Genomic DNA, 11,650 nt, shown 5'->3' on the forward strand with positions numbered 1-11,650 from the left:
ACATATGACCGCACCGTCATCCCTTGTTCAACCAGAGAAAGATCTTGCAGCCCGGGCCGTTCCACATATGAGTCAGAGCCAAATTTGCAAGCCGATTGACAGCCAAGCGCCTGGACCGTGGCAAGTTCATCTGGCCCTCGGCGTCGGACGGTGCGGTGTCGATCTCGGCGGCCCAGATGGCTTACATGCTAGAAGGCATCGACTGGCGGAATCCGCAACTGAGCTGGCGGCCACAAAGCGCGGGCTGAGCGCCGAATCTGTAGCTTCTTGCATTTTGGGGAATCCCATCGCGTCCAATCTGTGATTCACTGCATCGCATGCATGCTGATCGCGACGCTGTTCCGGATGAGGTTGCCGCCCTGAAGAAGGCGCTGGCAGTCGAGCGCGCGAAGGCTTTGGAGGTCGCCGTCGAGCTCGCGGTCGCCCGCGCGAAAGCGTCGGAAGACGAGGCGCTGATTGCCCAGCAGAAGCTGCAGATCGCCAAGCTGAAACATCAGATCTACGGACAACGGTCGGAGCGCTCGGCGCGGCTGATCGAGCAGTTGGCGCTGACGTTCGAAGAGCTGGAAGCTGACGCTACCGAGGACGAGCTGGCGGCGGAATGGGCCGTGGCCAGGTCGACCACGGTGCGCGGATTTACGCGCAAGCGCGCCGAGCGCCAGACCTTCCCCGAGCACCTTCCCCGGGAGCGGGTAGTGATCGACGGACCTACGGCTTGTGAATGCTGCGGCAGCAATCGTCTTCGCAAGCTCGGCGAGGACGTGACCCGCACGCTAGAAGTGGTGCCGCGCCAGTGGAAGGTGATCGAGACGGTCCGCGAGAAGTTCTCCTGCCGCGACCGCGAGAAGATCAGCCAGGCGCCAGCGCCGTTCCATGCCGTTGCTCGGGGGTGGGCTGGTCCGAGCCTCTTGGCATGATTATGTTTGAGAAGTTCGGCCAGCATCAGCCGCTCAACCGCCAGGCGGAGCGCTACGCTCTGGAAGGCGTGCCGATCGCACTGTCGACCATGGCAGATGCCGTTGGGGCGGTCTGTGCCTCGCTGGATCCTCTGCTGCGCTTGGTGGAAGCCCACGTCATGGCGGCCGAGCGCCTTCATGCTGACGATACGACGGTACCGGTCCTGGCCAAGGGCAAGACCGACACCGGACGGTGCTGGATCTACATCCGCGACGATCGGCCATTTGGGGGCACGGACCCGCCGGCGGCGATGTTCTACTACTCGCGCGACCGCAAGGGCGAGCATCCCCAAGCGCATCTGGCCCGGTATGCCGGCATCCTGCAGGCCGACGCCTATGACGGGTACAACCAGCTCTATCTGCCGGGACGCCAGGCCGGGCCGGGAGGCTGCCTGCTGGTCGCATGGACGGCGCCCGTTCTTCGCGATGGCCGACATCGAAGAGAATGCCCGGCGCAGGGCCACCGGCAAAAAGGAAATCCCGCTCTCGCCGATCGCGATCGAGGTCGTGCGGCGGATCGATGCGCTGTTCGAGATCGAACGGTCCATCAACGGCAAGAGTGCCGAGGAGCGCCTTCGGGTTCGGCAGACGCTGAGCCGGCCTCTGGTCGAGGACCTCCAGGTCTATATGCGGGAGCAGCTTGCCAAGCTGTCTCGGGGGCACGACCTGGCTAAGGCGTTCAACTATATCCTGAAGCGCTGGGCGAGCTTCACCCTATTCCTCGAGGACGGCCGCGTGTGTCTCTCCAACAATGCCGCCGAACGGGGCTTGCGAGGCATCGCTCTTGGGCGGAAGTCCTGGCTGTTCTGCGGATCTGATCGCGGAGGGCGGCGCGCCGCAGCTATGTACAGCCTGATCGTCACAGCCAAAATCAACGGCATCGATCCGCAGGCGTGGCTCACGAATGTCCTCGCCCGCATCGCCGCTCATCCGGCTCATCGGCTGGACGAACTTCTGCCCTGGAATTGGACGTCAGCGTCTGCGCTCTCCGCTCGAGCGGCGGCATGACCACCCAGGTCAACAAGGTCCATCACGTCACCACCATCACCAAGGTCGCCAAAGACCTCGGCGAAGACGAAGATTGGCTGTGGGACATCGCCAACGAGATGGAGATCGAGGATGACGTCATCTGGGTCTATGGCGTCGGAGAAGACGGCGTTCAGGCGTTCACCGACTTCGGCATCGACAACCTGATCGAGTTCATCAAGTTCTATAAACAGAACCCTGGACTACTCAGGCGGTAGCCCTGCGGCCTACGCCGAATGGATACGTTGGCGCCAGCTGACAACCAGACCGACCTGCCACTGAGTAATTCCTCCAGAAAGAGTTAGAGTCCGACCTGACGAAGGACGGACACATGAAGCGAGCAAGGTTCGCGGAAGAGCAGATTATCGCGGTGCTGAAGGAGCATGAGGCCGGCGGTGGGTTCTCGGTTGCGTTGGCGTGTCGCAACCCGGTCCTACCGGAGAACTACTGGTACCACCGCAAAGCCGCCCGCCCGCTACGGCGCTTGTGGGAGCGCGCGACCGGGCTTTGCTCTACCGAGCTACACCATCACTGGGGGACACGACCTTTCAAAAAAATGGTAGGGCCAGCCGCCAAGTGCGCTGCGGTCGCGCATCTGCAGCCTGTCGGAACGGCGGGCCTGTTCGATCGTGGGCGCGGATTTCGGAAGATGATCCGCTATCGCACCCGAGTTCCGATCCTGGTGGAGGCAAGGCCCAACGCACGCTGGTCGCTGGACTTTGTTCACGACCAGTTTGCCAATGGCCGACGCTTCCGCATCCTCAACATCGTCGACGACGTCACCAAGGAATGCCTGGGCGCCATTCCGGAGACGTCGATCTCGGGGCGGGGCGCGTAGCCCGCGAACCGACCGCAATCGTCGAGCAACGCGGCAAGCCAGGAATGATCGTGTCAGACCATGGCACCGAATTCACCTGCAACGTCATGCTCGCCTGGCGTAAGGATGCAGCCATCGACTGGCACTTCATCGCTCCGCGAAAGCCGATGCAGAACGGCTTCGTCGAGAGTTTCAACGGCCGGATGCGCGATGAGCTGCTCAACGAGACCCTATTCTTCGATTTCGACGACGCTCGCGCCAAGATCGCTGCCTGGATCGCTGACTACAATCTCCAGCGTCCCCACTCGTCGCTGAAATATCTGACCCCCGCGGCCTATGCCGCCCACCTCACCGCAAACGGACGATCGGCTGCGCAACCCCGACCAGCTCTGCCGATCGTCCGTTGCTCCACCCGCGCCGTTTGGCGTACAAAATCCCGAGATTCTGACTCCCGCTGGATGAAGATTCAGTGGCAGGTCAGGACGAAAAAAGTAGATCTTCACCGGGATGCAGTGCCATCTCCGGGATAGGATTTTACTCCAAGCTGTGATATGCGCTAAATTGCATTTAGTTTGATCGCGAGGCGCTCAATGTCTGTGCTCATTCCCCGGAGATGGACTCTGGTCGCAGCTTTTATCGGTGCATCTTGTACGGTCTGCGGGCCTACGGTCGGCTTGGCAGCTGATGCTTCCATTCCGGTGGTCAAGCGTCCGGCCAAGTATCAAGCCCGCACCTCAATCATTGAGCGGCGACGCGGGTGCCCGGACGGCTACTCGTGCTACGCACTATATGGAGCCTATGGCCCATATGGTGGAAGAGCATATTGGGGGGGCTATTCGAGGTGGTATGATTGAAAGGTCCCTTTGATCGGCACATTCCGATCAGTGAGTTTTTAATGTTCCAAAGAGCTTTCTCTCGGTTCGCTCGACAGTCGCGACCGCCAAATGGCGTGCGCATTTACGCGGTGGGCGATCTACACGGATGTGCAGATCTGCTGTCCGGTGCTTTCGATATTATCGACGCTGATTTGGCTCGTTCCAGGCCAGAGCGTTCTATTGAGGTGTTTCTGGGAGATTATGTTGACCGGGGTCCTGATACAAGGCTCACACTTGAACTCCTCATCGAGCGCCGTCGTCTCCGAAAAGAGACCGTGTTCGTTAGAGGTAACCACGAGTCACTCTTGATGAGCTTCCTTGATGAACCGAGGCATCTAGCCAACTGGGGAAAGCTGGGAGGCTTAGCAACGCTTACCTCCTACGGGATAGCCATGTCTGCGGACGATATAACTCGCAGACACCGGGACATAAGAGACGCATTTGCAGCAGCATTGCCCCGGACGCATCTTGAATTTCTCGTTGACTTGGTACCCTGTTTCACTTGCGGAAGTTTTTTCTTTACTCACGCCGGCGTTCGTCCCGGTGTTCCGTTGAGCAAGCAAAGCGAACACGATTTAATGTGGATTCGTGAACCGTTTCTGAGCAGCGAGCGCAGTTTTGGCAGGATGATCATACACGGTCACACGCCGGTCCTAGAACCCGACGTGAGAGACAGCCGAATCAATATTGATACAGGGGCGTACGCAACGGGTAAGTTGACGGTGCTGACGATCGAGGACGACCGGCTACAATTTCATTTCAGTAGCCGTTCCAACTTGCGTTGATGCAGACGGTAGTCGGTTCGTTTCTTGCTGTTGCGTCGCGTTGATCGGGCTGCTGGTTTCCATCGATCCCAGTTTGCGAGGAAGCGCCGTAGGCGTGCAGCAATCTTTAGAGCGGCGGTTGTATGGTAAGCGTTGTTTTCAGGCTACGTCCTGGAGCACCGGGGCAACGAGGTAGGCCATGGCAGCAGCTTGTCGATTTGACCGTTCGGATGACCGGGGACGATCTTTGTGATGACGTCGGCGAGGTAGACGTGCGGTTCGATGCCCGTGAGCTTGCGGGTCTCGCTCAGCGAGGCGATGACGGCCCAGTGCTCGCCGCCGCCATCCGAGCCTGCGAAGAGTGTATTTGCGTTCGACGACGTTGGAGTTGATCGCGATACGGCCGTCGTTGAGGAAGCGGAGCGGGTCAGGCCTCTCCCAGCGCGAGAGCGCATAGCGGATTGCTTCGGCGAGTTTTGTCTTCTGACTGAGAGTGAGCTTGGCGCGCAGCCAGGGCTCGAGCTCATCGATGACCGGCCGGCTCCTCAACAGCCTGGCCTCGCGCCTTTCCTCGCCTTCTCGGCGATGCGGCGCGGCTCCAGGAAGCCCGGGAAATAGGAGCCCTTGCGCAGTTTCGGGATGCGCAGTTCGACGCGTAAGCGTAGCGCCGAGGCCCGTCGGATTGTTTGTGCGGAGTGCTGCGCTAACGCCGAGGGCTCCGCGCCTCACCCCGTTGCTCCACCGAGCCCGACGGGCTCAAATGTCTCCCGGACTCTACCCACCGCTGGATGAAACTTGGGGCTCAGGTCAACACGTTCATGCTGACGCCGGCTGCGAGCCTTACGATTTACGTAGCGAACCAACCTGTGGACTTCAGAAAGGTGCGGAGGGGTTGGCGCTGTTGGCGAAGGAGACGCTGGGCCATGACCCGATGAAGGGCGTGGCGGTGGTCTTCCGTACGAAGCGCGCTGACCGCGTGAAGATCGTCGTCTGGGATGGCCAGCGGCCTTGTGATGTACTGGAAGCGGCTCGATGGCAGCGGCTTCAAATGGCCTCCCATCGTGGCCGGCGTGATGCGGATGAATGCCGCCCAGCTGTTGGCGCTTCTGGCCGGCATGGATTGGACGCACATGCATGCGCCTCGCGACGCGCAGCCGAAAGCACTTTCTTAAAGATACAAATCTTCGCTGCATCGTGGCGCGAAGCGTGGCAGACTCGGAGCAATGAGTGATCTTTTTGATGAGCTGCCGAGCGATCCGGCCGAGTTGCGCGTCCTTGCCGCGGCTCTGCTGGATCGCTGCGCCATTGGTCATCAGGCGGGCGATGGTTCTGGCAGACGGCACGCGCTGTAGACTTTGAGCATCGGCCGTTTCGGCGCGCCGACGGCGTGTCGTCCACTCTCTAACAACTCGTTCAGAGCCCCTAAAGCCTAGCGCTTTAAGGCGACGCCACAGGTCGGCTCCGTTATAATGGCCTGAAGACCACCGGGCGTCGAGCCATGGCAGATGGCGCTCGAGTGAGCTCTCCCGCACCTGAACACATCCGTTCGCTGTCCCCGCAGAACTTTGCGGACGAGGCCCCGGCTATGTCCCGTAAGTCGCACGATCTCTTTTATGGAGACACCTGTCTCAGCCTGTCTGAAGATTGCCGCTTTGGTGTCCTGACGCCGTAGATAGCCTTCGTACTGGATGCGCTCGGCGGCGGTCAGCAAGGCAGGATTAATTGTAGCGGCGCCGACCGCCACACGAACCTGGCGCATGGATTTGCGGACCGCATCGAGGAAGGCGTGGCTGGCGTTCTCCATCAAATGTCAGGGGTCAGCAACCTGGGTAGCGTGCGGGAGCGCCTTGGCTACAGCAAGGGCGTAACCACCGCCGCGATCGCGCGCGACCACGGCAATTTGCGGCTGCCTCGCGAGCCAAGCCTGTGCCGTAGCGGGCTCTCTGTCGGGTAACAGGGCGATCTGTCGTCGCCGCTCGAGGTCGCAGATGATTGTTCCTTACCGGTGATTGCGCCGCCAAGCCCAGTCGTCGATACCGATCACGCTCGGCACAGCAAAGGGCTGGCAACCGCGCCTTCGCACTACCCGAAGTAATGTATCGTTGCTCACGGGCAGCATAAGTCGACGGGCAAAACTTGCGGCCGGGCGGCCACCCAAGGCAAGCCAAGGTGATGGATCAGAAGATCGAGCCGCGCCGTTCGCCGCGCCCACGGCGCCAGAGCCCCGTCATCGAACCGCTCGGTGAAAATACGTCGACTGCACATAACGGTACGCAGCGGAAGCGACGCGCCACGACCACCAGGCGAACTGGCCGCCCCGCCATCGGCAGATCCGCAAGACATCGTTGATATCGGCTATGAACTCGCCTGGAACTGGCTCCGCATCCGGGACAAAGACTCTTTTCGCTCCTGGGACGGACGGTGATCACGGTCGTGGCGCCATCACAGACGGCGCTCTCCATGGCAAATCCAGGAGGGATCAGGGCCGACGGTCGCAGGGCTCGCTGCATCATGTTGATTCCCTGTGAAACCAACGCGAGCCGGCGCCCGAACTTCATCAAAAGTGATGGTGTGGAACGGCACTTCGAACCGGCATCAAAAGTGCCTAACGTGGTCGCTTAGAGAGGCGCCACAAAGGAAGGACCGTTCCATGGAGAAGATTATCACAGTGGGGGTGGATTTGGCCCAGTCGATCTTCCAAGTTCACGGCATCGCCGAAAACGGGAAAGTCTTGGTTCGCCGCACGTTGCGACGGTCGCAGGTGCAGCCTTTCTTTCGAGGGCTCCCTTCCTGCTTGGTAGGTATGGAGGCCTGTGCGAGTGCCCATCACTGGGCGCGCGAGATCGCAGCGCTGGGCCATTTAGTCCGCATGATGCCGCCAGCCTACGTGAAGCCCTACGTCAAACGAAACAAGTGACGTGGCGGATGCAGAAGCCATTTGCGAGGCGGTCACCCGTCCGACAATGCGGTTCGTACCGGTCAAGACTGCGGAACAGCAGGCGGCCAGCATGATTTTGCGAACGCGAGAGCTGCTGATGAGGCAACGTAGCCAGACTGCAAATGCCCTGCGCGCTCATATGGCCGAACTAGGCATTATCGCGGGCACAGGCATGGCAAGCATTGCGAAACTCCTGGTGCTTCTCCGGGACGAGGATGACAACAGGATCCCTGGCGCCGCCCGGTTTGCCCTGATCCAATTCGCTGAACAAATTGAGATGCTTACAACCCGCATAGAGACGCTCGACAAAGAGATTTTGGTTGCCGTCAGGAAGGACCCCGATGCGAGACATCTGATGAGCATACCCGGTGTCGGTCCTCTCATCGCCGCCACCGTTCGGACGTCGGTCTTGGATCCTTAGGGCTTTGCGACCGCACGAGATTTTGCAGCTTGGACGGGACTAACACCGAGGGCACAGTCGAGCGGCGGGAAAGAAAGACTCGGGGCGATATCAAAGCGGGGAAATAGGCAACTACGAACGCTCTTAATCGTCGGTGCGACCTCTATCATCAAACTTGCCAAACGAGGGTTGAAAGTCCCGCTCTGGGTTCGGACAATGCTGCAAAGAAGGCCAGTCAAGGTCGTATCGGTGGCGCTTGCCAATAAGATTGCGCGCACCTTTTGGGCCCTCCTGGTCAGAGGCGGCATCTATCAGGCGCCGGCAGCAATGCTGAAATCCTAATCTTAAGAGCTCACCGGCAGAGGTAGAGAGCTGCCGAGGAGGCAAGGTGCAAAATCTGGATGAACATCGAATGACGACATTCCCGGTAGCAATCAGACCGCCTGACTCACTGCGCTTCGAGCGCGAAAAATTGATTGGGCGATTGCTTCCGCGGATATCATCGTGGCCAGCGGCCAGGCGCCGCGTTTACAGGCCGAACATATGACCGCACCGTCATCCCTTGGTTCAACCAGAGAAAGATCTTGCAGCCCGGGCCGTTCCACATATGAGTCAGAGCCAAATTTGGACGCCGGTTGACACCACGCGAACAAAACAGGCGTCAAGCGCCATTCAAAAGGGCGCAGAGCTCCGCTTACGTTCGACTGCCCCGGCGCGGGTCTCCCAGATTCGGTCGCGGTAGCCGTTGCGCTGGGCCAGACGCTCGGGGGTCTTCTCGCCGTAGGCCGCCCCGGTCTGGCCTTCGACTTCGAGCTCCATCAGACGCTGGGCGGCAAAGCCGATCATCTCGCGCAGCAGATCGGCGTCCGGGGGTCTTCTCTACGAGCGTGCGCAGGTTCATCATATCGTCGGTCATCGGTGGGTCCTCGGTTGCGTGGGCGTGTCGCAACCCGGTCCTACCGGAGAACTACTGGTGACCACCGCAAAGCCGCCCGCCCGCTACGGCGCTATGTGGGAGAGCGCGTCCGGGCGGCTTTGCTCTACCGAGCTACACCATCACTGGGGACACGACCCAGGTTTTCGATCTTGAATTCTTCAAGCTTTCTGCCGGCTTTGAGCGCCGCTACCAACCAGCGAGGTTGTTTGCCGCGCCCGGCCCACGTCTCAGTCGGAGAATCGGGGTTATAATATTTCGGCAAGACCTTCGGGTATTTTCGCCTAGGTGCAACGTTAGTCCTTTTCTCACGGGAAATGGCGGTATCCGAACTTGGATTAGAGTCTGGTCGCTTCAGATGTGCGAGCCTCTTCTCCATTTCGAGCTTCTCCGCCGTAATCTTGTCCGACAAAATCTTTGTAAGCCGCTCATGCATCAGCCACAGTTCGTCGAAATTCATGGCGTCCAAGTCCAGCTTGGGCATTTCGCTCGTGCTCCACTATTTGCGCGCGATTCCGTGGAGATCTTTAATCCCACGCAAAATGAAGTCTCAAAATATATTGATTTTTAACAGTTTTATAGAGATTTAAAAAGCAAAAACGGAGGGGCATCACCTTGATAATTAAATGCTCCGATTTGTGGACGCCTTGACCGGCATCGCTTGTCGCAGGCCTAGAACATTATTCTCCATTGTGCCCTATCGAGAAGCAATTGGAGACTGCGCGTAGGTCGACTTTAAATGCATATCTGGCAGTGATACCGATGAATCATGATGCGTCGGACCAAGCTGCACTCGATCAACCCGATCGAGCGCCTCAACGGCGAGATCAAGCGGCGGACCGAGGTGGTCGGCATCTTCCGACGCCAACGTTCGCCTCATCGGCGCGATCCTGCTCCAACAAAACGATGAGTGGGCGGTCCAGCGTGCCCGCTACATGACGCTGGAAACCATCGCGCCGATGAGCGATGATCCAACCGTCAGCCTTCGGCTATTGCCAGCTGACCAACCCGGTCCAAGCCGGTGAACGCGATGAACCGCAGCCAGCTAGACCACGCCCGGGGACACGATCTCTTAACCATCGCGGGCCTTTTGATTTTTCTAAGAAGGCGGGCTGCTGTACTCTCGCGCTGTGTCATTCGGAGGAGGCTGCATTGCAGCAGCGAGATTGGAGCCGCGTCGAACAGGAATTGGCTCATCTAATGCCGGGAGGCGAGGATGTTGCTCAACAATCGGACTCATCTTGGTCCCTAGATGGCGGTTTGGTAAAAATAGCCACCGCCCCCCAGCTCTCACCCGAAACTGTGCTGGAACAAATCACCAAGGCACTCGAAAGCGACATGAGCCCTCCAAGCGAAGACATATTTTGAGTGCTTCGATTGGGGGACATGAAGTTATGCACTCTTTGTCAGTTCATTCTGAATTAGCGGCGGAGCCATTAGGCAATCAGTGAGCGTTCTTACCCTGAAGCACCTCCCAAGGTGTTTGCACGAGGATTGCGAAGTCAAGCCGCAAGCTCCAATTCTCTATGTACCACAGGTCGTGCTGTACACGTTCCTCAATCAAATCGGTAGTTGGGGTAGGCCCTCGAAATCCGTGAATCTGAGCCCATCCTGTTAGGCCCGGCTTCACCCGCTGCCGAAAGCCATAGTTTCTCACGAGCTTGTCGAATTGACTGTCGTGCGCGACCGCATGAGGTCGGGGTCCAACAATTGACATGCTCCCTTCGAGGACGTTGAGAAGTTGAGGCAGTTCATCGATACTGGTCCTACGAAGCCATCGACCAACGCGGGTAATTCGCTCGTCCCCGATGCGGGCCTGAACCGCCGAAGCGCCGTCCTCAACAACTCGCATTGTCCGGAATTTGCATATTTGGAACACGCGACCGTTGAATCCCAGTCGACACTGTCTAAACAAGACTGGGCCGGGTGAATCTAGCTTTATTGCGATGGCTGTTGCCAGAAGCAACGGGGCCATAATAATGAGTGTCAAGCCTGCGGCTACAACATCGAACCATCTTTTTGCAGCCCGCTCAGTCGTACGAAGCGGTCCGCGCTGCAGTTCGATCCCGATCTTTTCCCCCATATCTCGACGGGAGCGCAAAAAGACTTCCGCAACTTGTCCTGCAGGAACGAATGTTATTGGAAGAGGCAGCACTCTAAGATCAGCAGCAAGGCCTCGCAGATCAGACCAACGTTGCAGGTCCGAAGAGACAACGACCTCTTCGATGTCTGATCCACGGACGTGCTCGATAACGCTGGATGCAAATCGTTTTCGCGCAATAGCGCCCCTTGTCGCGGCTGGGAGAACAAAGCTCCGAGCAATCTCAAAACCAATTGCTGTCAGTGTTTGGCATAGACGCGCCTGCGATCTGCTCGACCCATCAGTGATGACTACGATTCTGCTGCCAGAAAACCGACGCCCGTCGAGCCCTTTTATAACAAGCTTGCTTATGATGGCTCGATTGACCAGGATCAGAACGAGGCTGAGGGCAGCATAGAGCAGATTGGTGCCCCGAGACATTTCGCTGCCAATCTTGAGGGCGAAGACGATGCCAGACAGCAGCAGGAACACGCTCGCCCATGCGACGATCACCTGACGAATCTGGCGACGCAGCACCAGCAACTCGGTAGGCCTGTAAAACCCTTGCAACTTGAGAAACATTACTAGAAGCGCTGCCACGAGCGCCGCGGCTCCGAAGACGCGGCCAAGGTCGAACTGCTCACTCGCCTTGTATAAGAATTGTGCGCAGGCGCTGGCGAGAACGATTGCAAGGACGTCCAGGACCATCGCTCCAGCTTCGATCGAGCGGTATCGAATTGGCCACTTGCTTTTCTCGTCCGCTCGAAGGCTTGATACGCTCGGCGGCAATTCGCCTAATTCGCTCGCCTCAATGCGTCGGTTGACGAAATTCATTGGAGGAAATCCGGTCAACAAGAATA

General features: G+C 58.7%; 8 protein-coding genes and 7 pseudogenes. 10 read left to right on the plus strand and 5 right to left on the minus strand.

The features are described 5' to 3' along the window. Positions 1–95 precede the first annotated feature (95 nt). From tnpB (AC0L21_RS15600) to AC0L21_RS15620, 5 genes and pseudogenes are all read left to right on the plus strand, one after another. On the plus strand, positions 96–248 hold the full coding sequence (gene tnpB, locus AC0L21_RS15600) for an IS66 family insertion sequence element accessory protein TnpB (protein WP_473262726.1): 153 nt from the start codon (positions 96–98) through the stop codon (positions 246–248). Positions 249–317: 69 nt separating this feature from the next. Then, positions 318–1,964, plus strand: a pseudogene (gene tnpC / locus AC0L21_RS15605) (IS66 family transposase). Continuing rightward, positions 1,961–2,200: a hypothetical protein gene (locus AC0L21_RS15610; protein ID WP_473262728.1), complete on the plus strand. Its 240-nt coding sequence runs from the start codon at positions 1,961–1,963 to the stop codon at positions 2,198–2,200. The pseudogene tnpC and the gene AC0L21_RS15610 overlap by 4 nt, the downstream one beginning before the upstream one ends. A 113-nt stretch (positions 2,201–2,313) precedes the next feature. After that, positions 2,314–3,261, plus strand: a pseudogene (locus tag AC0L21_RS15615) (integrase core domain-containing protein). A gap of 433 nt (positions 3,262–3,694) precedes the next feature. Beyond that, positions 3,695–4,459 carry a metallophosphoesterase family protein gene (locus AC0L21_RS15620; RefSeq protein ID WP_473262879.1) on the plus strand — a complete coding sequence of 255 codons (765 nt, stop codon included), beginning with the start codon at positions 3,695–3,697 and terminating at the stop codon, positions 4,457–4,459. Between the two features lie 138 nt (positions 4,460–4,597). Here AC0L21_RS15620 and AC0L21_RS15625 read toward each other — a convergent pair. Further along, positions 4,598–5,020: pseudogene (locus AC0L21_RS15625) on the minus strand (IS66 family transposase); the annotation flags it as partial. Between the two features lie 413 nt (positions 5,021–5,433). On the opposite strand from AC0L21_RS15625, the gene tnpB (AC0L21_RS15630) reads away from it, so the two are divergent. Then, positions 5,434–5,610 carry an IS66 family insertion sequence element accessory protein TnpB gene (gene tnpB / locus AC0L21_RS15630; protein ID WP_473262729.1) on the plus strand — a complete coding sequence of 59 codons (177 nt, stop codon included), beginning with the start codon at positions 5,434–5,436 and terminating at the stop codon, positions 5,608–5,610. Positions 5,611–5,661: 51 nt separating this feature from the next. Further along, positions 5,662–5,790 carry a hypothetical protein gene (locus AC0L21_RS15635; RefSeq protein WP_473262887.1) on the plus strand — a complete coding sequence of 43 codons (129 nt, stop codon included), beginning with the start codon at positions 5,662–5,664 and terminating at the stop codon, positions 5,788–5,790. Here AC0L21_RS15635 and AC0L21_RS15640 read toward each other — a convergent pair. Continuing rightward, positions 5,740–6,948: pseudogene (locus AC0L21_RS15640) on the minus strand (ISL3 family transposase); the annotation flags it as partial. The gene AC0L21_RS15635 and the pseudogene AC0L21_RS15640 sit on opposite strands and share 51 nt — an antisense overlap. A 140-nt stretch (positions 6,949–7,088) precedes the next feature. Between AC0L21_RS15640 and AC0L21_RS15645 the strand changes: the two are divergent. Next, positions 7,089–8,118 (plus strand): annotated as a pseudogene (locus AC0L21_RS15645) (IS110 family RNA-guided transposase). Between the two features lie 357 nt (positions 8,119–8,475). On the opposite strand, the pseudogene AC0L21_RS15650 reads toward AC0L21_RS15645, so the two are convergent. Continuing rightward, positions 8,476–8,692: pseudogene (locus AC0L21_RS15650) on the minus strand (transposase); the annotation flags it as partial. A 124-nt stretch (positions 8,693–8,816) separates the two neighbouring features. After that, positions 8,817–9,194 (minus strand): H-NS histone family protein, encoded by a 378-nt coding sequence (locus AC0L21_RS15655; protein WP_473262730.1) that lies wholly within the window; start codon positions 9,192–9,194, stop codon positions 8,817–8,819. Between the two features lie 294 nt (positions 9,195–9,488). Here AC0L21_RS15655 and AC0L21_RS15660 point away from each other — a divergent pair. Beyond that, positions 9,489–9,735, plus strand: a pseudogene (locus AC0L21_RS15660) (transposase); the annotation flags it as partial. A 127-nt stretch (positions 9,736–9,862) separates the two neighbouring features. Beyond that, positions 9,863–10,078 (plus strand): hypothetical protein, encoded by a 216-nt coding sequence (locus AC0L21_RS15665; RefSeq protein ID WP_473262731.1) that lies wholly within the window; start codon positions 9,863–9,865, stop codon positions 10,076–10,078. A gap of 76 nt (positions 10,079–10,154) precedes the next feature. Here AC0L21_RS15665 and AC0L21_RS15670 read toward each other — a convergent pair whose 3' ends face one another. After that, positions 10,155–11,624: an undecaprenyl-phosphate glucose phosphotransferase gene (locus AC0L21_RS15670; protein WP_473262732.1), complete on the minus strand. Its 1,470-nt coding sequence runs from the start codon at positions 11,622–11,624 to the stop codon at positions 10,155–10,157. Positions 11,625–11,650 lie beyond the last annotated feature (26 nt).

This window comes from Bradyrhizobium sp. WSM4873, from assembly GCF_055811355.1.

Coding starts and splice junctions, on each gene's coding strand:
- AC0L21_RS15610 (WP_473262728.1), top strand. CDS start 1,961: ATGACCACCCAGGTCAACAAGGTCCATCACGTCACCACCATCACCAAG.
- AC0L21_RS15670 (WP_473262732.1), bottom strand. CDS start 11,624: ATGAATTTCGTCAACCGACGCATTGAGGCGAGCGAATTAGGCGAATTG.
- AC0L21_RS15620 (WP_473262879.1), top strand. CDS start 3,695: ATGTTCCAAAGAGCTTTCTCTCGGTTCGCTCGACAGTCGCGACCGCCA.
- tnpB (WP_473262729.1), top strand. CDS start 5,434: ATGGCCAGCGGCCTTGTGATGTACTGGAAGCGGCTCGATGGCAGCGGC.
- AC0L21_RS15655 (WP_473262730.1), bottom strand. CDS start 9,194: ATGCCCAAGCTGGACTTGGACGCCATGAATTTCGACGAACTGTGGCTG.
- AC0L21_RS15635 (WP_473262887.1), top strand. CDS start 5,662: ATGAGTGATCTTTTTGATGAGCTGCCGAGCGATCCGGCCGAGTTGCGC.